Source organism: Burkholderia diffusa (genome assembly GCF_902499115.1).
GTDB classification, from domain to species: domain Bacteria; phylum Pseudomonadota; class Gammaproteobacteria; order Burkholderiales; family Burkholderiaceae; genus Burkholderia; species Burkholderia diffusa.
On record NZ_CABVPN010000004.1, the window covers coordinates 186,630 to 210,188 of the forward strand.

General features: G+C 66.8%; 26 protein-coding genes and 1 tRNA gene. 14 read left to right on the forward strand and 13 right to left on the reverse strand.

Going from position 1 to position 23,559, the window contains the following annotated elements; genetic code table 11:
- Positions 1-19: 19 nt before the first annotated feature.
- Together BTE28158_RS05775 and BTE28158_RS05780 are read left to right on the forward strand one after the other, a co-directional pair.
- Entirely contained in the window at positions 20-910 is an 891-nt protein-coding gene (locus BTE28158_RS05775) for an L-fucono-1,5-lactonase (RefSeq protein WP_151047560.1), read from the forward strand.
- A gap of 71 nt (positions 911-981) precedes the next feature.
- Positions 982-1,743 (forward strand): FadR/GntR family transcriptional regulator, encoded by a 762-nt coding sequence (locus BTE28158_RS05780; RefSeq protein WP_124622074.1) that lies wholly within the window; start codon positions 982-984, stop codon positions 1,741-1,743.
- Between the two features lie 16 nt (positions 1,744-1,759).
- Here BTE28158_RS05780 and BTE28158_RS05785 read toward each other — a convergent pair whose 3' ends face one another.
- Positions 1,760-3,001 carry an NAD(P)/FAD-dependent oxidoreductase gene (locus tag BTE28158_RS05785; protein WP_124622072.1) on the reverse strand — a complete coding sequence of 414 codons (1,242 nt, stop codon included), beginning with the start codon at positions 2,999-3,001 and terminating at the stop codon, positions 1,760-1,762.
- 608 nt (positions 3,002-3,609) lie between these two features.
- Here BTE28158_RS05785 and yfiR point away from each other — a divergent pair.
- The 9 genes from yfiR (at position 3,610) to BTE28158_RS05830 (ending at position 12,697) form a co-directional block, all read left to right on the forward strand.
- Positions 3,610-4,317, forward strand: a complete 708-nt coding sequence (gene yfiR, locus BTE28158_RS05790; RefSeq protein WP_151047557.1) for a regulatory sequestration protein YfiR — start codon at positions 3,610-3,612, stop codon at positions 4,315-4,317.
- Complete coding sequence (gene dgcN, locus BTE28158_RS05795) at positions 4,314-5,582, forward strand: diguanylate cyclase DgcN/YfiN (RefSeq protein WP_151047554.1); 1,269 nt, start codon at positions 4,314-4,316, stop codon at positions 5,580-5,582. Before yfiR ends, dgcN begins: the two co-directional genes overlap by 4 nt.
- Before the next feature lie 84 nt (positions 5,583-5,666).
- Positions 5,667-6,176, forward strand: coding sequence for an outer membrane lipoprotein YfiB (gene yfiB / locus BTE28158_RS05800; protein WP_151047552.1), 510 nt, complete (start codon positions 5,667-5,669; stop codon positions 6,174-6,176).
- A gap of 363 nt (positions 6,177-6,539) precedes the next feature.
- A complete protein-coding gene (locus BTE28158_RS05805) occupies positions 6,540-7,001 on the forward strand; it encodes a hypothetical protein (protein WP_170296372.1) in 462 nt (153 codons plus the stop codon).
- 722 nt (positions 7,002-7,723) lie between these two features.
- Positions 7,724-8,842 carry a branched-chain amino acid ABC transporter substrate-binding protein gene (locus tag BTE28158_RS05810; protein ID WP_059534285.1) on the forward strand — a complete coding sequence of 373 codons (1,119 nt, stop codon included), beginning with the start codon at positions 7,724-7,726 and terminating at the stop codon, positions 8,840-8,842.
- Positions 8,843-9,016: 174 nt separating this feature from the next.
- Entirely contained in the window at positions 9,017-9,943 is a 927-nt protein-coding gene (livH, locus tag BTE28158_RS05815; protein ID WP_124622061.1) for a high-affinity branched-chain amino acid ABC transporter permease LivH, read from the forward strand.
- Between the two features lie 11 nt (positions 9,944-9,954).
- On the forward strand, positions 9,955-11,226 hold the full coding sequence (locus BTE28158_RS05820; RefSeq protein ID WP_059447699.1) for a high-affinity branched-chain amino acid ABC transporter permease LivM: 1,272 nt from the start codon (positions 9,955-9,957) through the stop codon (positions 11,224-11,226).
- Entirely contained in the window at positions 11,223-11,996 is a 774-nt protein-coding gene (gene livG, locus BTE28158_RS05825) for a high-affinity branched-chain amino acid ABC transporter ATP-binding protein LivG (RefSeq protein ID WP_059600203.1), read from the forward strand. Before BTE28158_RS05820 ends, livG begins: the two co-directional genes overlap by 4 nt.
- Entirely contained in the window at positions 11,996-12,697 is a 702-nt protein-coding gene (locus BTE28158_RS05830) for an ABC transporter ATP-binding protein (protein ID WP_006484776.1), read from the forward strand. The genes livG and BTE28158_RS05830 overlap by 1 nt, the downstream gene beginning before the upstream one ends.
- Positions 12,698-12,845: 148 nt before the next feature.
- Here the strand turns inward: BTE28158_RS05830 and BTE28158_RS05835 are convergent, their stop codons facing one another.
- The 3 genes from BTE28158_RS05835 to BTE28158_RS05845 all read right to left on the reverse strand — a co-directional run bounded on the left by BTE28158_RS05835 (position 12,846) and on the right by BTE28158_RS05845 (position 15,287).
- Positions 12,846-13,253, reverse strand: coding sequence for a DUF2000 family protein (locus BTE28158_RS05835; RefSeq protein ID WP_124622059.1), 408 nt, complete (start codon positions 13,251-13,253; stop codon positions 12,846-12,848).
- 44 nt (positions 13,254-13,297) lie between these two features.
- Positions 13,298-14,155 (reverse strand): AraC family transcriptional regulator, encoded by an 858-nt coding sequence (locus tag BTE28158_RS05840; protein ID WP_151047548.1) that lies wholly within the window; start codon positions 14,153-14,155, stop codon positions 13,298-13,300.
- Between the two features lie 154 nt (positions 14,156-14,309).
- Positions 14,310-15,287: an AraC family transcriptional regulator gene (locus BTE28158_RS05845; RefSeq protein ID WP_151047546.1), complete on the reverse strand. Its 978-nt coding sequence runs from the start codon at positions 15,285-15,287 to the stop codon at positions 14,310-14,312.
- A 41-nt stretch (positions 15,288-15,328) separates the two neighbouring features.
- On the opposite strand from BTE28158_RS05845, the gene BTE28158_RS05850 reads away from it, so the two are divergent.
- On the forward strand, positions 15,329-16,078 hold the full coding sequence (locus BTE28158_RS05850) for an SDR family oxidoreductase (RefSeq protein ID WP_151047543.1): 750 nt from the start codon (positions 15,329-15,331) through the stop codon (positions 16,076-16,078).
- 84 nt (positions 16,079-16,162) lie between these two features.
- On the opposite strand, the gene BTE28158_RS05855 is transcribed toward BTE28158_RS05850, so the two are convergent.
- Entirely contained in the window at positions 16,163-17,464 is a 1,302-nt protein-coding gene (locus BTE28158_RS05855; RefSeq protein WP_151047541.1) for an aspartate aminotransferase family protein, read from the reverse strand.
- Positions 17,465-17,542: 78 nt separating this feature from the next.
- On the opposite strand from BTE28158_RS05855, the gene BTE28158_RS05860 reads away from it, so the two are divergent.
- Positions 17,543-18,427, forward strand: coding sequence for a LysR family transcriptional regulator (locus BTE28158_RS05860; RefSeq protein WP_174919742.1), 885 nt, complete (start codon positions 17,543-17,545; stop codon positions 18,425-18,427).
- 172 nt (positions 18,428-18,599) lie between these two features.
- On the opposite strand, the gene BTE28158_RS05865 is transcribed toward BTE28158_RS05860, so the two are convergent.
- Positions 18,600-18,684, reverse strand: a tRNA-Leu gene (locus tag BTE28158_RS05865).
- A gap of 141 nt (positions 18,685-18,825) precedes the next feature.
- Between BTE28158_RS05865 and BTE28158_RS05870 the strand changes: the two genes are divergently transcribed.
- Positions 18,826-20,148, forward strand: coding sequence for a leucine-rich repeat-containing protein kinase family protein (locus BTE28158_RS05870; protein WP_151047537.1), 1,323 nt, complete (start codon positions 18,826-18,828; stop codon positions 20,146-20,148).
- 44 nt (positions 20,149-20,192) lie between these two features.
- Here the strand turns inward: BTE28158_RS05870 and BTE28158_RS05875 are convergent, their stop codons facing one another.
- The 7 genes from BTE28158_RS05875 to BTE28158_RS05905 all read right to left on the reverse strand — a co-directional run bounded on the left by BTE28158_RS05875 (position 20,193) and on the right by BTE28158_RS05905 (position 23,523).
- Entirely contained in the window at positions 20,193-20,822 is a 630-nt protein-coding gene (locus BTE28158_RS05875) for a LysE family translocator (protein WP_151047535.1), read from the reverse strand.
- A 92-nt stretch (positions 20,823-20,914) separates the two neighbouring features.
- Entirely contained in the window at positions 20,915-21,091 is a 177-nt protein-coding gene (locus tag BTE28158_RS05880) for a hypothetical protein (RefSeq protein ID WP_170296371.1), read from the reverse strand.
- A 32-nt stretch (positions 21,092-21,123) separates the two neighbouring features.
- The gene (locus tag BTE28158_RS05885) at positions 21,124-21,570 is read right to left on the reverse strand and encodes a copper chaperone PCu(A)C (protein WP_059600194.1); all 447 of its coding nucleotides are present in this window, start codon (positions 21,568-21,570) and stop codon (positions 21,124-21,126) included.
- A 52-nt stretch (positions 21,571-21,622) separates the two neighbouring features.
- Positions 21,623-21,988: a copper homeostasis periplasmic binding protein CopC gene (gene copC / locus BTE28158_RS05890; RefSeq protein WP_151047533.1), complete on the reverse strand. Its 366-nt coding sequence runs from the start codon at positions 21,986-21,988 to the stop codon at positions 21,623-21,625.
- A 199-nt stretch (positions 21,989-22,187) separates the two neighbouring features.
- The gene (locus tag BTE28158_RS05895) at positions 22,188-22,565 is read right to left on the reverse strand and encodes a DUF2946 domain-containing protein (RefSeq protein ID WP_151047530.1); all 378 of its coding nucleotides are present in this window, start codon (positions 22,563-22,565) and stop codon (positions 22,188-22,190) included.
- Between the two features lie 104 nt (positions 22,566-22,669).
- Positions 22,670-23,164 (reverse strand): SRPBCC family protein, encoded by a 495-nt coding sequence (locus tag BTE28158_RS05900; protein ID WP_151047528.1) that lies wholly within the window; start codon positions 23,162-23,164, stop codon positions 22,670-22,672.
- 56 nt (positions 23,165-23,220) lie between these two features.
- On the reverse strand, positions 23,221-23,523 hold the full coding sequence (locus tag BTE28158_RS05905; RefSeq protein ID WP_059527056.1) for a 2Fe-2S iron-sulfur cluster-binding protein: 303 nt from the start codon (positions 23,521-23,523) through the stop codon (positions 23,221-23,223).
- Positions 23,524-23,559 lie beyond the last annotated feature (36 nt).

Below are 23,559 nucleotides of genomic sequence, written 5' to 3' on the forward strand. Positions count from 1 at the left end.
GGCGAAAGGCGAGGACACCATGAGCGCAGTGCGCATCGATTCTCATCAGCACTTCTGGCGTTACCGCGCGGCCGAATTTCCATGGATCGGCGCCGGAATGGGCGTGCTCGCCCGCGATTACATGCCCGACGCGCTGTGGCCGCAGATGCGTGCGCAGGCGTTCGGTGCGTCGATCGCGGTGCAGGCGCGCGTCGGACGCGACGAGACGGCATTCCTGCTCGATCTGGCCCGCGACGAAGCGCGCATCGCGGCGGTAGTCGGCTGGGAGGACCTCGGCGCGCCGGCGCTCGCCGAGCGTATCGCGGAATGGCGCAGCCCGAAGCTTCGCGGCTTTCGTCACCTGCTGCAGGACGAGGCCGACGTCGGCGCGTTCGTCGCGGATCCCGCGTTCAATCGCGGCGTCGCATGGCTGCAGGCGAACGGTTACGTGTACGACGTGCTCGTGTTCGAACGTCAGTTGCGCGACGTGCGCGCGTTCTGTGCGCGCAACGATGCGCACTGGCTCGTGCTGGATCACGCCGGCAAGCCCGCGCTTGCCGAGTTCGACCGCGACGACACCGCGCTCGCACGTTGGCGCGCGGCGTTGCGCGAACTGGGTGCGATGCCGCACGTCGTGTGCAAGCTGTCGGGGCTCGTGACCGAGACGGACTGGCGGCGCGGCCTGCGCGGGCAGGACATCCGCCACATCGAACTATGCCTGGATGCGGCGCTCGACGCGTTTGGCCCGCAGCGGCTGATGTTCGGTTCGGACTGGCCCGTGTGTCTGCTCGCGGCGTCGTACGACGAAGTGGCGTCGCTGGTCGAGCGCTGGGCACAAGCGCGGTTGTCGGCGGCCGAGCGCGACGCGTTGTGGGGCGGTACGGCCGCGCGGTGCTATGCGGTGCCGGACGATATGAAGCCCGGCATATAGAATAGGCGCGATCAGTCTGGTGCGGCATTCGTCAGACCGTCCGCAACGCAACCGCTTACCTGTATCAACGTATGTCCATCCAGCCGATTCAGAACCGCCGCCTCTACCAGCAGATCGCCGACAAGCTCAGCGCGATGATCGAGTCGGGCGACTTCCCGCCGGGCAGTTACCTCCCGCCCGAGCGCGAACTGGCCGAGCAGTTCGGCGTGTCGCGCACATCGGTGCGCGAGGCGTTGATCGCGCTCGAGGTGAACGGTCTCGTCAGCGTGCGTGTCGGCGACGGCGTGAAGGTGCGCCAACCCGAGGCGGCCACCGCACCGCAACCGCGGATCGACACGACGGTCGCGCCGTTCTCGATCGTCGAGGTCGATCCGGAGCTCGGTATCGCTGTCGACCTCGATACCGAAATCCCGCCGTTCGCGTTGTTGCAGGCGCGCCGGTTGATCGAGCCGGAAGCCGCGTCGCTCGCCGCGAAACACGGCTCGGACGCGCAGATCGAGGGGATTCACGAGGCGTTCCTGCGCAACCAGGAAGACAACCGTAGCGGGTCGCTCACGCATCCGGGCGATCGGCTGTTCCATATCCGTATCGCGGAAGCCAGCGACAACCCCGCGTATGCGCTGATGATCAAGCAACTGCTCGCGCACAAGTACGACCTGATGTTCCAGCGGCTGCAGTCGCTGTACATGCCGAACGACATGCCGCATCGCTCGGAGCTCGAACACCGCGCGATCCTCGATGCAATCCGCGCGCGCGACCCGGAGGCCGCGCGCCGCGCGATGGCCGAGCATCTCGACGAAGTGATCCGGATCTTCGGCCGCGCCCTCGACTGAGCGCGGGCGATCGGCATCAGAAGCGGTCGGCGCGGTAGGGCGTCGGATCGGTGAACGGCGTCTCGCCGGTCATCATCTCGGCCAGCAGGCGGCCGGAGACGGGGCCGAGCGTCAACCCGTGATGGTTGTGCCCGAACGAGAACCACATCCCGCGATGCGCCGGGGCGGGGCCGATCACCGGCCGCATGTCGGGCGTGCACGGCCGGAAGCCGAGCCACGGGTGCGGGTCGAGCCGCTCGCCGAAGCCGAACACCGGGCGCGCGACGCGTTCCGCGCGATCGAGCTGCACGCCCGTCGGCGGCAGGCCGCGCCGCGCGATCTCGACGCCGGTGGTCAGCCGCAGTCCGCGCCGCATCGGTGCGATCACGTAGCCGTATTCGCGATCGACGATCGGCGCCGACGGCGCGCCGCGTTCGGACGGCGCGTAGTGCATGTGGTAGCCGCGCTTCTCGCGCAGCGGAATCTTGTAGCCGAACTTGCCGAATACCGTGTCGGACCACGGGCCGAGCGCGACGACGACGGCCGGCGCGGCGATCTTGCCGTCGTCCGTCGTGACCTGCCAGCCGGGCGACAGCGCCTCCAGGCTCGCGGCATCGCCGGTGAGCAGCGTGCCGCCGCCCTGCACGAAGAGTTGCGCGTAGGTTTTGACGAGCGCGGACGGATCGACGACGCTTTTCGGATCGAGCCAGTGCAGCGCGCCGCAGAAGCCTGCAGCGAGGCTCGGCTCCCGTGCGCGAAGTGCCGCGGCATCGAGCGGTGTGATGCCGAGCCCGTGGCGGCGCGCGGTGAGTCCCGCATCGGCGACCGCGCGCTCGAACGCGGCGGGCGTGCGGAACGCTTCCATCCAGCCGCTGGCGCGCACCAGTTCCCCGGCGCCGGCGCGCGCGATCAGCGCGTCGTGCTCGACGATGCAGCGCTCGATCAGCGGCAGCATGTCGCGCGAGGCTGCCGCGTGACGCAGCGGCGCCGATTCCCACCAGAAACGCGCGAGCCACGGCGCGAACGCGGGCAGCGACGCGCTGTGCCAATAGAGATCGGTGGAGCGGTTGAGCGCATAGCGCATCAGCGTGAACGGGCTGCGCGGGAACGGATACGGTTCGATCGACGAGCGCTCGATCAGCCCCGCGTTGCCGAAGCTCGTGCCTTCGCCGGGCGCGCCGCGGTCGACGAGGGCAACCTTGCGGCCGCGATCCTGCAGGTGCAGCGCGGCGGAGACGCCGACGATGCCCGCGCCCAGAACGATTACGTCGAAGTCCATGAGGGAAGACGAGATAGACGGTTGATGATCGACACTCGGCGTCGGCGACGCGCGCTTCGGCCGGGTGCGCGGAACTGCAATCGAATGATCAGCAAGGATACTCGCGAACGCGGTGATGCGCGAATCGCGCTCCCTCGTCCGGCGCGATGGGGCATCTGGCGACGGGTTGCTTCGATCGAATTTGCCGACCGCTCGTCTGAGCCCGCCATGTCCGTGAAGGACGGGAACGGGTATGCGTTCCGGGGGCGAATGAAACGTCGTTGTGTCGAGCATCGCGTGAAGGATTCGTTGCGTCCGGCGACGGAATCGCGCGGCAACTTCCACTGGCGTCGCATCGTTGCGTGGGGAAACCAGTCTGGCGCACCCCTGCGGAACGTATGAAGTTTGACTCGCACGTTCGTCCTGTTCGCTGGCCAATCCTTCGGCGTCGCATCGCCACGAACAGCACCGATTCCGCATACTTTCCGACATGAATCGCGGGTGTATCCCACTGGTTTGGGATACGAATATTTACCTAAGATGGAAGCAATCGTGCGTGTGATACGGTGCCGGCACGCGCATGGCAGGAAGGGGCAGCGCCGGGAACGACTGCAGCAGATGTTTCCATCATGGATGCGAGTATGTGCGCGGCGGCCGAGAATCATGCGGCCGCATCGACGCCAGCGGGCGCGGCGGTAATCGCCGCGCGGAAGGCATCCGGCCGGTCCGGCCGAGTCGCCACGTTGCGCCACGCATGCATCGCAATCGTTTGCGCTCTGAGCGTCGCGCCCTCCGTTCTCGCCGGGGCGCCTGGCGATGCCGACGCGCCGATCGACACGGTGCGGCTCGTCGCCACCACGACACCCGTCAATCCCACCAGTCCCGCCTTTTCGTCACACGACTCCGCCGTGCGCCAGGTCGTGCTCGGCATCATCAGTTTCACGCGCTGGCCGACGACACCGGTTCGCCTGCATCTGTGCGTGACGGGCAGGTCAGACTACGCGGGCGACCTGACCGGCACGATACAGGCCGGCTCGACCGTGCTCGACGTGCAGCGGGTCCGCTTCGACGACCCCGCGCTCGGCGTCGCATGCGACGTCGTGTATCTCGGCGTGCTCGGAGACGATGAGCGAAAGCGGGTGAGGACCGCGCTGGTCGGCCGGCCGGTGCTGACCATCGCCGAACACGATCCGTCCTGCACCGCGGGCAGCATGTTCTGTCTCGCGGTCGAAGGCGAACGCGTCACGTTCGACATCAATCTCGACGCCGTCGCGCGCAGTGGCGTGCGCGTGCATCCGAACGTGCTCAATCTCGCGCGGCGGACGCTGACGCCATGACACGTTCGGGGCCCGCCATTTCGCCTTCACGTGTATCGCGCTCGACGCTGCAAAGCGTGTTGCGCCGCGCGCATTTGCGCCTTGCGTTCGTCGCGGTCGCGATGGCCGCCGTGTCGCTGATCGTCGTCGCCGTGATCGCGTTGCGCGCGTACGCCGGCAACAACCTGAACCTGCTGGCGCGCTCGCTCGGTTACACGGTCGAGGCAGCGCTCGTGTTCGGCGACCGTGTCGCGGCGAACGAGGCGATCGCGACGATCGCCAACGACGAGGACGTCGCGCAGGTGGTCGTCACCGATGGCAAAGGCCAGTTGTTCGCGACGTGGAAACTGCCCGCCGCAGGCCGGATCGCCCGTCTCGAGCGCGGCGTCGCCGCGCTGGCGCTTCCCGGGCCAGTGAGCGCCGCGGTGATGCACGACGGCGTCGTCATCGGCCAGGTCATCGTGCGTGGCCGGGGGCACCAGTTCTTCGGGTTCCTGATCGGTGGCATCGGCGGCATTCTCGGTTGTCTGGCAGTCAGCGTGATCGGCGCGTATGTCAGCTCCAAGCGTCTGTTGCGCAACATCGTTGCGCCGCTGCGCGCGCTGGCCGACGTCGCGCACGCCGCGCGCCGCGAGCGTGCGTTCGCGCGTCGCGTCGAGCCAGTGGCGATCGCCGAACTGAATCAGCTCGGCGACGACTTCAATGCATTGCTCGACGAATTCGAAGACTGGCAGAACACGCTGCGCGACGAAAACGCGTCGCTCGAACACAAGGCGACGCACGATGCGCTCACGGGGCTGCCCAACCGCGTGCAGTTCGAGTCGCGTCTGTCGGTTGCCCTCTGCGACGCCGTGGTGACGGGGCAGCGGGTTGCCGTCCTGTATCTCGACTGCGACCGCTTCAAGGAAATCAATGACGGTCTCGGCCACGATGCGGGCGACGCGGTGCTGATCGGCATCGCGGCGCGGTTGCGCGCGCAGGTGCGCGAGACCGATCTCGTCGCGCGGCTGGGCGGCGATGAATTCGCGGTGATGCTGACGGCGGTGCGCGATACGGACAGCGTGTGCCAGATCGCCGACGAGATTTTGTCCGGCATGGTGCCGTCGATCGAGCTGTCCGACGGGCGCATGGTGGCCACCATGATGAGTGCCGGTATTGCGCTGTATCCCGATCATGCGTCCGACGCGAGCGGCTTGCTGCGCGCGTCGGATGCCGCGATGTACCGCGCCAAGCGTGCGCGGCCGGGGTCGTGGCAGCTGGCGGAGGGCGTAGCGGGACGGGTTTGATGTCTGTCGTTTCGCGCCGTGGGCGAGGCCGCGGCGGCGGGATAATAAGCGCGCGCGAAGCGGGCGCGTACGAAGGGGGCGATCATGGATGACTCGTTGCCTGTGAGCATTGGGCGAATGTGCGTCGCGAGCGCGGTGCTTCTGTGCCTGCTGCTTGGCGGATGCAAGACGCCGCCGCTTCATCGGGGGCTCACGCAGACGCAGGTCACGGCGCTGAAGTCGGTCGGGTTCCAGGAGACCGAGCAGGGGTTCGAGTTCGGGTCGACGGGGCCGATTCTGTTCGATTTCGATCGGTATAACCTCAAGCCGGATGTCAGGCGGATCGTCGAGCGGATTGGCAGGACGTTGAGGTCGGCGGGGATCAACGGGGTGCGGGTGTACGGGTACTCCGACGAGGAGGGGGAGGCTGCCTACGATCTCGAGTTGTCCCGGCGGCGGGCAGAGGTGGTGGCGATCGAGCTTGTGGACGTCGGGCTGGACAGGAAGCGGATTGCGATCGTGGGGAAGGGGAAGAGCGATCCGGTGGGGGATAACCGGACGCCAGCCGGGAGAATGCAGAATCGGCGGGCGGCGATTGTGGTTTCGCCGAGGTGAGGCGGCTTTAGCGCGATGTCGCCGTTTGGCGATGCGCATCGTGCGCTTTGCGTGCGTGACCAGACTGAGATTGCGCAACTTGCTGTGTGAGGCCGCTGCCGATCGCCCCGTGCCTCACCAAGCAATATTGCAAGACGACCGCGACGTTCCCGCACCGCCGGTCGCCGTGCAATGCGAACCCGCGCCGTTGTCATAGAACGTCCGCGTCTCCGGCTGCGGCACTGACGGATCGTGCGGATTCGGCGCGCCGTGCGGACCGCGCGCGGCATCGAAAGGTCGCGTGGGCGCATACGAATTCCTGCCGCCAGGCGCGTGCGACCCGTTGGCCCTCAGATATTCATCCCAGTTCAGCGCACGCTGTTCGTGTCGTGGCAACGCGCGACCGAAGCTATCGCTGCCGCCCGCGCCGAGCGCGACGCGATTCGAGGGCCATACAGAATCGCCGGGCTCGCGTTCGACCGAAGGCTGCGGCTCGAGCGTATCGCCCGAAACCCGCAACGGCCGCGTATCAGGCGTATCGAACGGACTGCGTTCAATCGGCGCCGCGTACTTCGCGCGCCGCGTCGTGAGCGCCGCACGCGCATCATGCGCAGCCCCGGCCCGACGTTCCGAACGAAACACGTTGGCAGTGCCCGGACGATCGACCAGCGAATCGCGGCCCGAAGCGTCGGCAATGGAAACGGAAAGCGCACAAGCAAGCGCGGCGGCGGAAGAAAAACGGAGAGGATGATTCATCGGGATCCGAACCAGGTGACATGTATCGAGAAAAAACGGCAGATCACTGGCTGGCGGCTCGGCGACGTGTGGGTGTCGAAGCGGCCCTGAAGCAACTGCGAATCGCGGAGGGGGCGACTCGCAGGAAGGCTGGCTGGATTGCAGAAGCGAGCTCGAATTATTTCATAAAAATCACAAGCAGCTTTCGCTTCGCTGGTTGATGTCAGCAAAGAGAAGGATTGGCGGCACAGATGCATCGCCCCGACTCGGTGCGAGTCGACACAATCATCAGTTGATTGATCTTCGACGATCGGACCCCAAGCATCCAAAGAAGCAGGAAACGCGTGACACCAAATCGCCGAAACCCACACCCGGCAAGGAATCTGCCCACCAACTCACCCAAAATCGCAACCCAATTGCACCCACCGCAAACGTTCTCGGCCCATCTCGGTTGCTCCCGAATCGCCACCTCGCGCGAGCCAAGTTTCTCCGTGTTTTCCCTCATAGAAGCGGCATTTTTGACAGACGATTTAAAAACCCCCATATAATTTCGACTGCCTTGCCAACGGCTGTCGGACCATCCCTCCGAACTAGCGATTTGGCAAGCGGGGCAGGCGAAACGCTTGCGCAATGCAAGACGCATCACGATGTCTTTCCGAACCAGACGTCCCCGTTGGGGACTGCAAGAGCCGGGCCCCGCTACGCAACATCCATCCGCAGGTCCGTCTTCATGTGTCTCGGGCGTGTCCCATGTCCTCGCCCCGGGTGCTGTTCGATTGCGCAAGTCATGCCGCCTTTGCCCGTATGACTAAACAACATCGAGGAGCTCCCAGATGACGCTGTCCCGTCTTACGTCCATTTCCGCCGCCGCCGTGCTGTTCGCCGCCGGCGCCGCCGCCGCGCAAGCGGAAACCGTGAAGATCGCCATCGCTGGTCCGATGAGCGGCTCGGTCGCCCAGTACGGCGACATGGTGAAGGCCGGCGCGCTGACCGCGATCGAACAGATCAACGCGGCCGGCGGTGCGGGCGGCAACAAGTTCGAAGTCGTGCAGATGGACGACGCATGCGAACCGAAGCAGGCCGTCGCCGTCGCCAACAAGATCGTCAGCCAGAAGATCAAGTACGTGATCGGCCACGTGTGCTCGGGTTCGACGATCCCCGCATCCGACATCTACGAAAACGAAGGCATCGTGATGGTCACGCCGTCGGCCACCGCGCCGCAGCTGACGGAAGGCAAGAAGCGTCACTTCATCTTCCGCACGATCGGCCGTGACGACCAGCAAGGCCCGGCCGCCGCGCACTACATCATCAACAACGTGAAGCCGAAGAAGGTCGCCGTCCTGCACGACAAGCAGTCGTACGGCCAGGGCATCGCTTCGTCGGTGAAGAAGGACCTCGAAGCCGCGAAGATTCCGGTCGTCCTGTTCGAAGGCATCAACGCCGGCGATTCGGACTACTCGGCGATCATCACGAAGCTGAAGTCGCAAGGCGTCGATTTCGTCTACTTCGGCGGCTACCACCCGGAAATGGGCCTGCTGATGCGCCAGGCGCGCGAGCAGGGCGTGAAGGCCACGTTCATGGGGCCTGAAGGCGTGGGCAACAAGGACGTGACGGCGATCGCCGGCCCGGCTTCGGAAGGCATGCTGGTCACGCTGCCGGCCGACTTCTCGGCCGACCCGGCCAACGCGGCGCTGGTGAAGGCCTTCGCGGACAAGAAGCGCGACCCGAACGGCCCGTTCCAGATGCCGTCGTACGCAGCGGTGAAGATCATCGCCGACGCGATCGCAGGCGCGAAGACGACGGACCCGACGAAGGTCGCCGCGTACATGCACAAGACGACGTTCGACACGCCGATCGGCAAGGTCGCGTATGACGCACAGGGCGACCTGAAGGCGTTCAAGTTCGTCGTCTACACGTGGCACAAGGACGCGACGAAGACCGCCGCCAAGTAACAACGGAGTATCCGCCCCGCGCACCCGCTCTGCCCGTCACCCGGGCAGGGTGCGTGCGCATTTGGCCGTTGCGCGGCCAACGGGCGGCCCGAGACGACACCGTGCGTTGCGCGCGGCCGAACGCCGTGATCCGGCGACGGCACGCGACCCAGCGCCAACGGGAGCTTCCCGCACATGACTGACTTCTTTCCTCAATTCGCCCAGCAGCTGGTCAACGGCCTGACGCTGGGTGCGATCTATGCGCTGATCGCCATCGGCTACTCGATGGTCTACGGCATCATCGGCATGATCAACTTCGCCCACGGCGAGATCTACATGATCGGCGCGTACGTGGGCCTCGTGACCCTGACTGCCATCGGCATCTCCGCCGGCTATCCGCTGCCGCTCGTGCTCGGCGCCGCACTGATCGTGTCGGTGATCGTCACCGGCCTGTACGGCTTCGCGGTCGAGCGCGTCGCGTATCGGCCGCTGCGCGGCGGCCCGCGCCTCGTGCCGCTGATCTCCGCGATCGGCATGTCGATCTTCCTGCAGAACTACGTGCAGATCGGCCAGGGCGCGCGCGACGTGTCCGTGCCGATCCTGATCTCCGGCGCGTTCGACATCCATCTCGGCGGCGACTACGACGTGACGATTCCGTATGCGCGTCTCTTGATCGTCTGCGTGACGATCGTGCTGATGATCGCGCTGACGCTGTTCATCTCGCATTCGCGGATGGGCCGTGCCTGCCGCGCATGCGCTGAAGACATGAAGATGGCGAACCTGCTCGGCATCGACACGAACCGCGTGATCTCGTTCACGTTCGTGCTCGGCGCGATGCTGGCGGCCGTCGGCGGCGTGCTGATCGGGCTGACGATCGGCAAGCTGAATCCGTACATCGGCTTCGTCGCGGGCATCAAGGCGTTCACCGCCGCGGTGCTGGGCGGGATCGGCAGCATCCCGGGCGCGATGCTCGGCGGCGTGCTGCTGGGCCTTGCCGAAACCTTCGCCGCAGGCTACATGCCGGCCGAGTACAAGGACGTCGTCGCGTTCGGCCTGCTCGTGCTGATCCTGCTCTTCCGCCCGACCGGCCTGCTCGGCAAGTCGGACATCGAAAAGGTTTGAGGGAGACGCAGATGAGTCAAGTCATTTCCGTTCGCCGCCCGGCCGCCGACGCCTCGATCGGCCAGGCGCTGAAGAATGCCGCGGCCGCCGCGCTGCTGACGGCGATCCTCACGATTCCGGTGCTCGGCCTGCAGTTGAAGCTCGACGGCTATCAGGTGGTGCTCACGCCGCACTGGCGCCCGGTGTGGATCGCGGTCGCGGCCGTGTTCCTGTTCCAGTTGTTCAAGCCGTGGCTCGTGCGCGCGAAATCCGCGGTGAAGCTGCCGGCGATGCCCGCGATGGGCGCGCAGCAGCAGCGCGCGATCATCTGGGTGCTGCTCGCGGTCGGGCTCGTGTGGCCGTTCTTCGGTTCGCGCGGCGCCGTGGACGTCGCGACGCTCGCGCTGATCTACGTGATCCTCGGCCTCGGGCTGAACATCGTGGTCGGCTTCGCGGGGCTGCTCGATCTCGGCTATGTCGGGTTCTACGCGGTCGGCGGCTATACCTACGCGATGCTGAACCAGTATTTCGGGCTGTCGTTCTGGGAGTGCCTGCCGATTGCGGCGATCGCCTCGGCGACGTTCGGCTTCCTGCTCGGCTTCCCGGTGTTGCGTCTGCGCGGCGACTATCTCGCGATCGTCACGCTCGGCTTCGGCGAAATCATCCGCCTGCTCGCGAACAACCTGACGAGCCTCACGGGTGGCCCGGACGGCATCTCGAGCATTCCGAAGCCGACGGTGTTCGGCTTCGAGATGGCGCGCTCGGCGAGCGTCGAAGGCGCGAAGACCTTCCATGAACTGATCGGGCTGGAATACAGCGGCGAGCACATGGTGATCTTCCTGTACCTGATCGCGCTGGTACTGGTTGGCTTCACGCTGTTCGTGACGAGCCGCCTGATCCGCATGCCGATGGGGCGTGCGTGGGAAGCGCTGCGCGATGACGAGATCGCATGCCGTTCGCTGGGGCTGAACCCGACGCGCATCAAGCTGTCGGCGTTCACGCTCGGCGCGGCGTTCGCGGGCATCGGCGGCGCGTTCTTCGCCGCGCGTCAGGGCCTCGTGAATCCTGAATCGTTCACCTTCATCGAATCGGCGCTGATCCTCGCGATCGTCGTGCTCGGCGGGATGGGTTCGCAGCTCGGCGTGATTCTCGCGGCGATCCTGTTGACCGTGCTGCCGGAAGTCGCGCGCGGGTTCGCCGAGTACCGGATGTTGATCTTCGGTCTGGTGATGGTGTTGATGATGATGTGGCGTCCGCAGGGCCTGCTGCCCGCGAGCCGTCCCCACGTGGAGCTGCCGCAATGAGCGCGAATGCAGAACTGTTGAAGGTCGCCGGGCTGCAGATGCGCTTCGGCGGATTGCTCGCGGTGGACGGCATCGATTTCGACGTGCGCCGCAACGAGGTGTTCGCGATCATCGGGCCGAACGGTGCGGGCAAGACCACGGTGTTCAACTGCGTCGGCGGCTTCTACAAGCCGACCGGCGGCGACGTCGTGCTCGACGGCCACGCGATCGCCGGGCTGCCGAGCCACAAGATCGCGTTGAAGGGCCTGGTGCGCACGTTCCAGAACATCCGCCTGTTCAAGTCGCTGACGGTCGTCGAGAACCTGCTCGTCGCGCAGCATCGCAAGGTGAAGTCGGGGATGCTGCATGGCCTGTTCGCGACGCCCGCGTATCGCCGCGCCGAGAAGGAAGCGCTCGAACGCGCGGCCGTCTGGCTCGACCGGATGGGGCTGACGTCGGTCGCCAACCGGCAGGCGGGCACGCTGTCGTACGGGCACCAGCGGCGTCTCGAGATCGCGCGCTGCATGATCACCGAGCCGCGTCTGTTGATGCTGGACGAGCCGGCGGCCGGTCTCAACCCGCAGGAGAAGATCGAGTTGCAGCATCTGATCGACAAGCTGCGCCACGAGTTCGGCGTATCGGTGCTGCTGATCGAACACGACATGAGCCTCGTGATGGGCGTGTCGGACCGCATCCTCGTGATGGAGCACGGCCGGCCGATCGTGATCGGCACGCCGGAAGCGGTCCGCAACGACCCGCGCGTGATCAAGGCGTATCTGGGGGAAGAGTGATGCTGAAGCTGGAACAGGTCCATACGCACTACGGCGCGGTCGAGGCGCTCGCGGGCGTGTCGATCGAGGTGAACAAGGGCGAGATCGTCACGCTGATCGGCAGCAACGGCGCCGGCAAGACGACGCTGATGATGACCGTGTGCGGCACGCCGCGCGCATCGTCGGGCCGCGTGCTGTTCGAGGGCAACGACATCACCGCGATGTCGACGCACCAGATCATGCGGCAGGGGATGGCGATCTCGCCGGAAGGGCGGCGCGTGTTCCCGAGCCTGACGGTGCTCGAGAACCTGAAGATGGGCGGGTTCTTCGCGAGCCGTCATGAAATCGACGACGGCATCGAGCACGTCTTCAAGCTGTTTCCGCGCCTGAAGGAGCGCGCGGCGCAGCGGGCCGGCACGATGTCGGGCGGCGAGCAGCAGATGCTGGCGATCGGCCGTGCGCTGATGAGCAAGCCGCGCTTGCTGCTGCTCGACGAGCCGACGCTCGGCCTCGCGCCGCTCGTGATCGCGCAGATCTTCGACATCATCCGGACGATCCGCGACGAGGGCGTCACGGTGTTCCTGGTCGAGCAGAACGCGAACAAGGCGCTGGGCGTGGCCGATCGCGGCTACGTGCTCGAAACGGGGCGCGTGGTGCTGGCGGACACGGGCGCGAACCTGCTCGCGAACGACCGGATCAAGCAGGCGTATCTCGGCGGTTGATGGAGAAAGCCGCCGGCCTGCAACGGGCCGGCGGCGCAGCCCATCATCTTGCAAGAAAAATGTCGCCGGAATTGCTTCATTCGTCGCAGATTCGGCGACATGGGCCCAAACGCGAATCGAACGAAAACGACGGCGTTGCACGACCCGCTTACGCGTGCAACGCGAGCCCCTTCACCGCCTTGTCCACAGCCTTCTTCGGCCCGTGCAACGCGAGGCCGACCAAATCCAGATTCTCCGCATCCTCGGCGCGAAACACTGCGCGGTTGGCCGCATCGTGCCCGGTCGAAAACATCGCGCGCACGTACGGCACGATCCTCACGTCGCGCGACAGCGCATGCCGGTGCGCGGCCTGCAGGCCGTTCAGGTCGGCCGCGAATACCAGCATCGGCTGGCCGAACATGCGGCCGTAGCGGTTGCCCGCCGCATCCTCGTACGGTTCGCCGAGCGCGTCGGGCGCGCCGGCCGCGACGCCCGTCGCGAGAAATGCGACCACGTTGAGTTTCTGCCACGCCGCGAGATCGTCGCGCACGATCAGTGCCACTTTCGTATCGAACATGCTTGCTCCTCATTGGGGCACTCATGATCGGATGCCGCGTGCGATCAGTCTGGAACGTTTGTGCACATTTGCCGGTACGCGGCCGGCGTGATCCGGTACGCGCGGCGGAACCAGCGGCCCAGGTGGCTCTGGTCGGCGAAGCCGACATCGGCCGCGACCTGAGCGGGCGTGCGGCCGATCGCCAGCAGCCGGCGCGCGGCGCGCAGCCGCAAGCGCACCAGATACGCGTGCGGCGACGTGCCGAACGCGCGCTGAAACAGCCGGGTCAGCCGGAACCGGTCGATCCCGGCGACGCTGGCGAGTTCGTCGAGCCCGATGTTGCCGTCCATCCGCGCATGCAGCAGATCGCGCACGCGCGCGATCGCGGGCGGCACGACACCGCTTTCCAGCGCGATCGGGCCGCGCAGTTCGCCGCCGAGCCGCGTCAGCAGGCGGTCGAGCGTCTGGTCGCGCGCGAGCCTGCCTTCGTTGCCGTGGATCGCCAGAAACGCTTGCCGGATCGTGTCGACGAGCGTGGGATCGTCGACCAGCGTATGGCCGAAAGCGGCCTCGACGCCACCCATGCCAGGAAGATTCAGCCGGCGCGCCGCGCGCTCGACCCATGCTTGCGGCAGGTACAGCATGCCGTAGGTGAAGCCGCCTGCTTCGGGCGCATGGCCGTCGTGCATCGCGCCCGGCTCGATCAGGATCGCGCGGCCGGGCACGCTCGTATGCAGCGACCGGCGGCACTGGAATTGCTGCACGCCCTGTTCGGTGAAGCCGAGCAGCATGTCGTCGTGATCGTGTGCATCGTACGCATGGCCGTTGAAATGCGCGTGCAGGCTTTCGATGCCGGTTTCCTGATCGCGGCGCGCGACGAGCCAGTGGTCGGTCGTGCCGATGTCCTTTGCCGCTGTCGTCATCGAATGCCTCGCGCGTCGTTGTTGCGTGTCGGGCAGTGTACGCAGATCGCGTGATGCCGGTGGCAAACGCGGGCCGTTCGTCCGGCAATCGGGCGAGAAGCGGGGCGGGACCCCGGCGCGTGTCGCGACACGCGGCGTGGCGTGCATGCGCGGTTCATGCTTCGCTCGCCACCGCCTGCTCGTCACGCGCATATTGCGCCGGCGGCCGCCCGACATGCCGCGTGAACGCGACGCTGAAGGTGCTCGCGGAACTGTAGCCGACACGCCCCGCGATTTCGGCGATGCGGCCTTCGTTGCGGCGGAGCAGATCCTTTGCGAGCGCCATGCGCCACGTGAGCAGGTATTCCATCGGCGCGACGCCGACCGCGCGGCTGAAGCGTTCGAAGAACGTCGAGCGCGACAGCGCCGCTTCCTTCGCGAGTTCGACGACCGTCCACGGATAGGCGGGGCGCGCGTGCATGCCACGGATCGCGGCCGCCAGTCGATTGTCGGCGAGCCCGCGCACGAGGCCGGGCGACGCGTTCGTTTCGGTCGTGAACCGCAATGCCTCGATCAGCAGCACTTCCAGCAGGCGCGCCAGCACGATCTCGCGCGCGGGCCGCTGCGCGCGCGATTCGTCGCGCACCAGTTGCACGAGCGTGGTCAGCCGCGGTTCGCCGCGCACGTGCACGAATTGCGGCAGCAGCGACACCAGCAGCGCTGCGTCCGGCGAACCGAAGCTGCAGTTGCCGGCCATCATCCGCGTGTCGACCGGGTTGCCCGGATCGCCGATCCGGTATTCGCCGTTGTCGAGTGCGACCGGCGGCCCGGTTTCGACGCCCGGCGGCGGCGGTTCGAGGCTGGACATCGCGACGCCGTAGGCCGCCGGAATCAGCACGAAATCGCCGGGTAGCAGCTCGATCGGCGCGTGCCCGTCGATGGCGATCCGGCACCCGCCGTCGAGGATCGCGCAATAGAACGGCTCGCCGGCGACCGTGCGGTTGATCGACCACGGGCTCGCGCCGTGAACCGACTTGGAGTACCGCGCGCCTGGTTGCAGCAGCGTCACGACTTCGGTCAACGGGTCGATCATCGCCGGACTCTCGCAAAAGAAAATCGGATTTTCGATTGTAGCGAATACGGGTCCGGCCATCTATCGTACGGACACATGCCCAACACATCCCAGGAGTTCGCATGAAGACCGTACTGATCACCGGCTGTTCCTCCGGCTTCGGCCTCGAGATTGCCCGCCATTTCCTGGCCCGCGACTGGCAGGTCTTCGCGACGATGCGCACACCGCGCGAGGACGTGCTGCCGCCATCGGAACGCCTGCGCGTGCTGGCGCTCGACGTGACGAACACGGACAGCATCCGCGCCGCCATCGACGCGGCCGGCCCGATCGACGTGCTCGTCAATAACGCAGGCTTCGGCGCGGCCGCGCCGGCCGAGCTCACGCCGCTCGACACGGTGCGTGCGCTGTTCGAAACCAACACGATCGGCACGATTGCGGTGACGCAGGCCGTGCTGCCGCAGTTTCGCCGGCGTGGGGCCGGCGTGATCGTGAACGTCACGTCGAGCGTCACGCTGAAGGTGTTGCCGCTGGTCGGCGCATACCGAGCCAGCAAGGCGGCGGTCAATGCGTTCACCGAATCGATGGCGGTCGAACTCGAACCGTTCGGCGTGCGCGCGCATCTCGTGCTGCCGGGCCGTGCACCCGACACGCGTTTCGGCGACAACGCGCGTGCGCACATGCATGGCTTCGAACACGAGGCGTATGCGGAGTTCGCCGGAAAGGCCGTCGCGAGGATGCTCGATGCGTCGGGGCCGATCACCCATGCGCAGGATGTTGCCGAAGCCGTGTGGCGCGCGGCGACGGACCCGTCGAGCCCGATGCGCATTCCGGCCGGTGCCGATGCCGAAGCGTGGGCGGCCGAAACGCGCTGATCGATCGGGAATCCGTCGCGCCGGTCGCTCGAACCGGCGCGACGAATCGCACGATGCGGAGAAGGGCGTTACCGCGCGGCGGCGTTACAGCGCGCGTTCGATCGCCTGACCGAGCAGCGACAAGCCGAGATCGATCTCGTCCTCGCTGACCGTCAGCGGCGGCGCGATCCGGAACACGCCGCCCATGCCGGGCAACTGCACGATGTTCATGCTGAGCCCGAGGTTCATGCACTCGCGCGTGATCTTCGCGCCGAGGCCGTCCGCCGGCTCTTTCGTGCGGCGATCCTTGACGATCTCGACGCCGAGCAGCAGCCCGCGCCCGCGCACGTCGCCGATGCAGTCGAACCGCTCCATCAGGTCGAGCAGGCCGCGCCTGAGCCGGTCGCCCATCACGTTCGCGCGTGCGACGAGCCCGTCGCGCTGCACCACGTCGAGCACGCGCAGGCCGACGGCCGCGGGCAGCGGATCCGACACGTGCGTCGTATAGAACAGGTAGCCGAGTTCGTGCGCGCGTTCCTCGATCGCCGCGGACGTCACGATGGCCGCGAGCGGCAGCCCGGCGCCGAGCGTTTTCGACAGCGTCAGGATGTCGGGCGTCACGCCGTCGCGCTGGCACGCGAACATCGTGCCGGTGCGTCCGACGCCCGTCTGCGCCTCGTCGAGGATCAGCAGCATCCCGCGCGCCTCGCACTTGCGCTTGAGCGCCGCCATATAGCCGTCCGGCAGTTCGATGATCCCGCCCGAACTGAGGATCGGCTCCGCGATGAATGCCGCGAGGTTGCCGCTCGACTGGCGGTCGATCAGGTCGAACGCGTAGTCGAGTTCGGCAAGATAGTCGTACGCGCCGTTGCGCTCGAAGCGCGGCCGGTACGTGAATGGCGCCGGAATCGCGAATGAGCCGACGGCGGCCGGGCCGACACCCTTGCGGCCCGCGCTGTACGTGGCCGATGCGGCCGCGCCCGTCATCCCGTGCCACGACTGCGCGAAACCGACGATCTCGTACTTGCCGGTGACGAGCTTCGCCATCCGGATCGCCGCTTCGTTCGATTCCGCGCCGGTGCTGAGCAGCAGCGCGCGGTCGAGCCCGGGCGGCGTGATGTCGGCGAGGCGCGTCGCGAGATCGACGACGGGGCGCGACTGCATTCCGCTGAACAGGTGATCGAGCTTGCCCGCGTATTCGCCGATGACGGAGACGATCTCCGGATGGCAGTGGCCGAGCACCGCGCTCATCTGCCCCGACGTGAAATCGAGGATCGCGCGGCCGTCGGCGTCATAGACGAAGCTGCCCTTCGCGCGCTCGATGATCATCGGCTCGAACGTGCCGCCGTAGCGGACCAGGTGCTGCCTGGCGTTGCGCCAGAAGGTTGCGTCGTCGTTCAGGGACATCGGGCTTCTCCGGGCAAGGGGGCAGGGATCGCTTGCAGTCTAGGCGCGCGTCTGGTTTGATGGAAACGAATAGTTCTTATGCAAGGTAGAAAGGGGGCTAATACCTTGGGACGCTCGCTCGAAATCGACCTGCTGCGTTCGTTCGTCGTGATCGCCGAGGTGCGCGCGCTCAGCCGCGCGGCCGCGCGCGTCGGCCGGACGCAGTCCGCGCTCAGCCAGCAGATGAAGCGGCTCGAGGATATCGTCGACCAGCCGCTGTTCCAGCGCACTGGCCGCGGCGTGGTGCTGACGCATCCCGGCGAGCGGCTGCTCGTGCATGCGCAGCGCATCCTGCGGCAGCACGACGAGGCAATGGCCGACCTGTGCGGCACGGGGTTGACGGGGACGATCCGGTTCGGGTGCCCGGACGATTACGCGGAGGTGTTTCTGCCGCCGCTGCTGCGGCAGTTTTCGAGCCAGCATCCGCAGGCGATCGTCGAAATCGTATGCGGGCCGACGCCGCGGCTGCTCGAACAGCTCGAGAAACGCGCGGTCGATCTCGCGATGATTTCATTGCCGGACGATGGGGCGAACGACGACATCATTCGTCGCGAGCAACTGGTCTGGATCGGCTATCCGGGGCTGGAGCCCGCGCATTTCGATCCGCTGCCGCTCGCGCTGTCCGATCCCGATACGCTCGATCACATCGCGGCCTGCGACGCGCTGCATCGCGCCGGTCGCGATTACCGCGTCGCGTATGCGAGCAGCAGTCTCGCGGGGCTGATCGCGCTGGTGCGCTCGGGGCAGGCGTTCGCGGTGATGACGCAGACGGCCGTGCCGGCCGACCTGGCGATCGTCAACGGCGATCCGCGGTTGCCGCCGTTGCCGGCGGTGGGCATTACGCTGAGGTTCGACCGGAAACGGCCGTCGCATCTGACGGCGGCGTTCGCCGGGCATATTCGGGCCGTGTTGCCGATGCTGTGACGCGAAGTCGTCGCGCCGGAAACGCAGGCATCGACGCGGGATTCGAGGCGTCGACGTTTGTCGTCCATCTGACCGAGCGCTTCGTCCCGCATCGCCGAAGCAATAAAAAAACCCGCGAAGCCATGCGCTGTCGCGGGTTTTGCAAATGCACGAAACACGGAAAAACCGTATTTGGTGCCGACGGCGAGACTCGAACTCGCACAGCTTTCGCCACTACCCCCTCAAGATAGCGTGTCTACCAATTTCACCACGTCGGCACTGCAAGGGGCCGAATTGTAGCGTTACATCGCGCGTTTGTGAAGAGGGTGTGAAACGGCGAGCGGATGCGTGAAAGCGATCCCGGTAGAATTCGGACGATCGGTCCGACGACCATCGCTACTGCCATCCGCATTCTCCCCGTGACCACCACCCTCGAACAACTGCAGGCCGGCCAGCTGTCGGGCGCCCGGCAACTCAAGCTCGCGTGCGGGCTGACCGAATTTCCGCGCGAAATCCTCGATCTGGCCGACACGCTCGAAGTGCTCGACCTGTCCGGCAATGCGCTGTCGGCGCTGCCGGACGACCTGTCGCGGCTGCATCGGCTGCGCATCCTGTTCGCGTCCGGCAATCGCTTCACCGAATTTCCCGAGGTGCTCGGCACATGCGCCCAGCTCGACATGATCGGCTTCAAGGCGAACCGGATCCGCACGGTGCCGCGCGGATCGCTGCCGCGCGCGCTGCGCTGGCTGATCCTGACCGACAACGAAATCGGCGCGCTACCCGCCGAGATCGGCGACTGCTCGCGCTTGCAGAAGCTGATGCTCGCGGGCAACCGGCTGCGCACGTTGCCGCCCGAAATGGCCGCGTGCCGTGCGCTCGAACTGGTGCGGCTGTCGGCGAACCGGCTGGACGAACTGCCCGACTGGTTGCTGCGTCTGCCGCGTCTCGCGTGGCTCGCGTCCGCGGGCAATCCGTTCGGCACCGCGCCGGAAGCGGCGGCTTCGGCCGAGCCGGGTGTCGCGGATATCGACTGGACGTCGCTCGCCCTCGATCGGAAGCTCGGCGAAGGCGCATCGGGTGTCATTTATCGCGCGCAGTGGCGGGTGGACGGCCAAGCGCCGCGCGCGGTCGCGGTCAAGCTGTTCAAGGGGGCCGTGACGAGCGACGGGCTGCCCGATTGCGAAATGGCCGCGTGCCTGCACGCTGGGCGTCACCCGAACATGATTCCGGTGATCGGCAAGGTGCACGGCCATCCGGACGGCACGCACGGCCTCGTGATGGAACTGGTCGATCCGGCGCTGACGAACCTCGCCGAGCCGCCGAGCTTTGCGTCCTGCACGCGCGACGTCTATGCGGCCGATGAGCGATTCGCGCCGGCCGAGGCATCGCGGATCGCGCTCGGCATCGCGTCGGTGGCAGCGCATCTGCACGCGCGCGGCATCATGCACGGCGACCTGTACGCCCACAACATCCTGCACGACGGCAAGGGCGGCGCGCTGCTCGGCGATTTCGGCGCGGCGTCGGTCTACGACGTGAACGACCGCGTGCGCGCGGCGCGGCTCGAACGGCTGGAAGTCAGGGCGTTCGGCCATCTGCTCGGCGAGTTGCTGGCGCGATGCGAGCCGCGTGCGTGGGAAGGTTCGCACGTACTCGACGCGCTGTCCGCCGCCTGCCTGAACGAGGAGATCGACGCACGGCCGTCGTTCGGCGAGATTGCGGCCACGCTGGCCGTCAAGGGCTGACGGTTCCGATCACGCCGCGGCGCCGGCCGTCGCCGTGCGGACGCTTACGCCTGCCGTGCGGTCAGCAGCTTGATCCCGAGGCCAACGAACAGCAGCCCGCTGGCGCGCTTGGCCGCGCGTACCCACGGGCTGACGCCGATACCACGATGGAGCCGGCGCACGCCGAACGAATAGACGCTGTGCACGACGACGACGGTGCATGCGATCGTCACATACATCACGACGAACTGCATCGCGAGCGGGCGACCGTGTGCGATGAACTGCGGCATGAACGCCGACAGGAAGATCATCGTCTTCGGATTGCTGCCTGACACGAACAGCGCTTCGCGGAACAGCTTCCTGCGGTCGGGCTCGACGATCTCGGCCCGGCCGTCGGGCGAGCGTGCGTTGCGGTCGCCGCGCAGTTGCCGGACGCCCAGCAACATCAGGTACGCGGCGCCGACGACCTTCATCGCGATGAATAGCGGCGGCATCGCGGCCAGCACCGCGCCGACGCCGAGCGCGACGAGCATGACCACCGCGCCTTGTGCGACGAGGTTGCCCGCGATCGTCGCGGTGGTGCCGCGCGAGCCGTAGCGCACCGTGTTGCGGATGACGAGCAGCACGTTGGGGCCCGGCGACAGCGTCGTCGCGAGATAGGCGGCGGCAAACAGCATCCAGGTCTGAATGGACATGCGTTGCTCCGGGAGGGGGTTCCGGCGGTCGGGATGAAGCGATGATGCCACGCCAAAATGACGCGGACCGCCGCCGGAACCGGCGCGGCGCGTCAGCGTGTGTCGCGCACGCAGTATGCGGCGATCGACGACGGCGAATCGATCGCCGAAGGCCGCGTCATCCACGCGATCCATGCCGCCCATAACCCGCAGGCGATCAACACGGCGACGTTCAGCGGCGTCCGGTAGCGGACGATCAGGCTGGCCAGCGGCACGCGTTCCTTGCTCATGTGCGTCTCCTTCGGTCGATGCGGTTGCGGCGTTACTGGCCGGTGTAGGAGGGCGCCTTCGCGTCGCAGGTCACGGACACCGTCGCGCCGTCGGCGAAATGCAGCCGCAGCGGTACCTTCGCGCCGGGCGCGACGGGCTGGCGCGGTTCCTCCAGCATCACGTGATAGCCCTTCGGCCTGAACGTCACCGTGCCGTGCGCGGGCACGTCGACCGCTTCGACGTGAACCATTTTCGCGGTGCTGCCGGCCGTCTGCGTTTCGTGCATCATCGCCATCCCGAACGCGGGCGTATCGATGCCCGTGAGCGTGACGGGCTTGTCGCCGTCGTTCTTCAGCGTGAAATAACCGGACGACGGCACCGTCGCCGGCATCGTACGGATCCAGCATGCATCGGCCTGAACGGCCGATGCGGCGAACGTGGCGGGCGCCTGCAGCGCCAGCAATGCGAACAGCAGGCTGGTCGGAATCGAGCGTTTCATCGAGTGTGTTCCTGATCGGGTAGGGAAGATCGCCACGCGGGCATCGTGTGCGTTACTTCAGCGTGAACGTGTAGTGGCCCTGCGTGCGATGCCCGTCGGTCGCCACTGCAACCCAAGCGACCGTGTACGTGCCCGGCGTCAGGTTCGCCAGCTCCACATGCATCCGCTTCCGGTTGCCGGCGTCGATGGCGGCTTTCCCGTCGACGACCGACTGTCCATGGCTGTCGGTGACGGCGATCGAACTGAATGCGGGTTCGAGCGTTTCGCTGAAGTCGATCGTGACCGCGTGCGGCGCGCTCGACAGCGTGGCGTCGGCGGCGGGTTGCAGGTTTTTCGGGTGTGCGTGCGCGTGAGCGGCCTGTGCGACGACGAAGCCGAGTGCGACGAGTGCGCCGCGGACGAAAGCAGTGGTTTTCATGACGGGATGATCCGGTTGGAAATGACAAGGAGAACGATGCATTCGACGAATGGTCGCGCGGGCGAGCGCACGCACGGCACGATGCCTCGAGCAATACGGTCGAACATGAGATCGTCCTTCGAAACGTGACACGGCATGCACGCGCGGCGCGCGTGCTCACGGCGTGATGCGCGAGGGCATCACGCGCGGTGACGACGAATCAGGACGCGAACGGCGGGGCGCGTGGTTGCGCGGCCGTGAGCGGCAGCGTGCGGCGCAGGCTTTCGAAGCGGGTTGCTTCGCGATGCTGGAGCGGGTGGAAGTTGGCCGCGAACGTCAGTTCGGGCGCGGGCAGGGCGGGTGTATGGGCGAGCAGGCTGCAATAGCCGCAAGCCTGCAGATGGGCCTGCAGGCTTTTCGACGACGCATCGCCGGCATGGTTGCCGCCCGCCGGCCCGGCCGTGCAGTAACCGGCAAGGAGCGAGTCGACGCGGTCTTGCGTTGTCAGCGCCTGCGAGATCGTCGGCGCGAGCGTTGTCATCAGGATGGCGAGCATCCCGATCAGACTGACGATCTTCCGGAAACGACGGCTCAGCATGCGATGCGCGGGGCGGGGTATGAACGGCGATGGAGCGGATTATGCCACGCACCCGCCGCGAGGGCATGCGGGCACGCGGATACCGGGCATGACGCGCGGCACGCTTACGCGTGCTTCGCGAGATATTTCGTGATCAGCGTCATCTGCGCGGCCCAGCCTTGATCGTTCATCTCGCGAGCCTTTGCGCGGCGCGCTTCGATCAACTGGTCGAAGCCCGTTTCGGTGATCGTCAGCAGCGTGCCGCCGTTCGCTTCGGCGAGTGAGAACGTGACGAGCGTCATCGGCTCGGACGCGTAATCGAAGTTCGGATCGATCGCGAACGGGTGCCAGTGAAAGGAGAATCGGTGCATCGGCTCGACGCGATCGACGACGATCTCGAACACGGTGCCGGCATACGGCTCCTGTGCCCGGGCGACGTCGTCGTCGACGCGCGTCGGCGTGATGCGGCCGAACAGCGGCCGGTCGGCGACGAACGGCCCGTCGAACGTCACGCCGAACCAGATGCCGAATTCCCCGGCATTGCTGACGGCTTCCCAGACGCGCGCCAGCGGCGCGGTGAGCAAGGCTTGTTTCTCGATGCGATCGGTGGACTGGGTCATCACGTTCTCCAGGCGGGCATCCTAGCTGCGGGACGGCGCACGCGCGCTCGCCGCGTTCAGTCGATCATCACCGCGTCGGGCACGTCGAGCACGACATCCGAGGTCGCTACGGCCACGCACGGCAGCGTATAGCCGTCGGCCTTTTCCTCGCGGCTCAGACCCGGCCATTCGATCGTATAGCGTACGCTGCCGCTGACGATCCTGCACAGGCAGCTTCGGCACGTGCCGTTGCGGCACGAGCGCGGCAGCCTGACGTGCGCGAACGCGGCGGCCTCGAGCAGCGTCAGCGAATCCGGGGCGTCGAACGTCGCGCCGAGCGGCTCGATGCGTACGAGAGGCGGGTGGTCGGGATCGGTCATGGGGCGAAGCGGGTGCCGGCGCGGCGGCAAGGCAAG

What these genes read in the sequence shown, in the direction of transcription:
- BTE28158_RS05775 (WP_151047560.1), top strand. Translation starts at nt 20, where the DNA reads ATGAGCGCAGTGCGCATCGATTCTCATCAGCACTTCTGGCGTTACCGC.
- BTE28158_RS05780 (WP_124622074.1), top strand. Translation starts at nt 982, where the DNA reads ATGTCCATCCAGCCGATTCAGAACCGCCGCCTCTACCAGCAGATCGCC.
- BTE28158_RS05785 (WP_124622072.1), bottom strand. Translation starts at nt 3,001, where the DNA reads ATGGACTTCGACGTAATCGTTCTGGGCGCGGGCATCGTCGGCGTCTCC.
- yfiR (WP_151047557.1), top strand. Translation starts at nt 3,610, where the DNA reads ATGGATGCGAGTATGTGCGCGGCGGCCGAGAATCATGCGGCCGCATCG.
- dgcN (WP_151047554.1), top strand. Translation starts at nt 4,314, where the DNA reads ATGACACGTTCGGGGCCCGCCATTTCGCCTTCACGTGTATCGCGCTCG.
- yfiB (WP_151047552.1), top strand. Translation starts at nt 5,667, where the DNA reads ATGGATGACTCGTTGCCTGTGAGCATTGGGCGAATGTGCGTCGCGAGC.
- BTE28158_RS05810 (WP_059534285.1), top strand. Translation starts at nt 7,724, where the DNA reads ATGACGCTGTCCCGTCTTACGTCCATTTCCGCCGCCGCCGTGCTGTTC.
- livH (WP_124622061.1), top strand. Translation starts at nt 9,017, where the DNA reads ATGACTGACTTCTTTCCTCAATTCGCCCAGCAGCTGGTCAACGGCCTG.
- BTE28158_RS05820 (WP_059447699.1), top strand. Translation starts at nt 9,955, where the DNA reads ATGAGTCAAGTCATTTCCGTTCGCCGCCCGGCCGCCGACGCCTCGATC.
- livG (WP_059600203.1), top strand. Translation starts at nt 11,223, where the DNA reads ATGAGCGCGAATGCAGAACTGTTGAAGGTCGCCGGGCTGCAGATGCGC.
- BTE28158_RS05830 (WP_006484776.1), top strand. Translation starts at nt 11,996, where the DNA reads ATGCTGAAGCTGGAACAGGTCCATACGCACTACGGCGCGGTCGAGGCG.
- BTE28158_RS05835 (WP_124622059.1), bottom strand. Translation starts at nt 13,253, where the DNA reads ATGTTCGATACGAAAGTGGCACTGATCGTGCGCGACGATCTCGCGGCG.
- BTE28158_RS05840 (WP_151047548.1), bottom strand. Translation starts at nt 14,155, where the DNA reads ATGACGACAGCGGCAAAGGACATCGGCACGACCGACCACTGGCTCGTC.
- BTE28158_RS05845 (WP_151047546.1), bottom strand. Translation starts at nt 15,287, where the DNA reads ATGGCCGGACCCGTATTCGCTACAATCGAAAATCCGATTTTCTTTTGC.
- BTE28158_RS05850 (WP_151047543.1), top strand. Translation starts at nt 15,329, where the DNA reads ATGAAGACCGTACTGATCACCGGCTGTTCCTCCGGCTTCGGCCTCGAG.
- BTE28158_RS05855 (WP_151047541.1), bottom strand. Translation starts at nt 17,464, where the DNA reads ATGTCCCTGAACGACGACGCAACCTTCTGGCGCAACGCCAGGCAGCAC.
- BTE28158_RS05860 (WP_174919742.1), top strand. Translation starts at nt 17,543, where the DNA reads ATGCAAGGTAGAAAGGGGGCTAATACCTTGGGACGCTCGCTCGAAATC.
- BTE28158_RS05875 (WP_151047535.1), bottom strand. Translation starts at nt 20,822, where the DNA reads ATGTCCATTCAGACCTGGATGCTGTTTGCCGCCGCCTATCTCGCGACG.
- BTE28158_RS05880 (WP_170296371.1), bottom strand. Translation starts at nt 21,091, where the DNA reads ATGAGCAAGGAACGCGTGCCGCTGGCCAGCCTGATCGTCCGCTACCGG.
- BTE28158_RS05885 (WP_059600194.1), bottom strand. Translation starts at nt 21,570, where the DNA reads ATGAAACGCTCGATTCCGACCAGCCTGCTGTTCGCATTGCTGGCGCTG.
- copC (WP_151047533.1), bottom strand. Translation starts at nt 21,988, where the DNA reads ATGAAAACCACTGCTTTCGTCCGCGGCGCACTCGTCGCACTCGGCTTC.
- BTE28158_RS05895 (WP_151047530.1), bottom strand. Translation starts at nt 22,565, where the DNA reads ATGCTGAGCCGTCGTTTCCGGAAGATCGTCAGTCTGATCGGGATGCTC.
- BTE28158_RS05900 (WP_151047528.1), bottom strand. Translation starts at nt 23,164, where the DNA reads ATGACCCAGTCCACCGATCGCATCGAGAAACAAGCCTTGCTCACCGCG.
- BTE28158_RS05905 (WP_059527056.1), bottom strand. Translation starts at nt 23,523, where the DNA reads ATGACCGATCCCGACCACCCGCCTCTCGTACGCATCGAGCCGCTCGGC.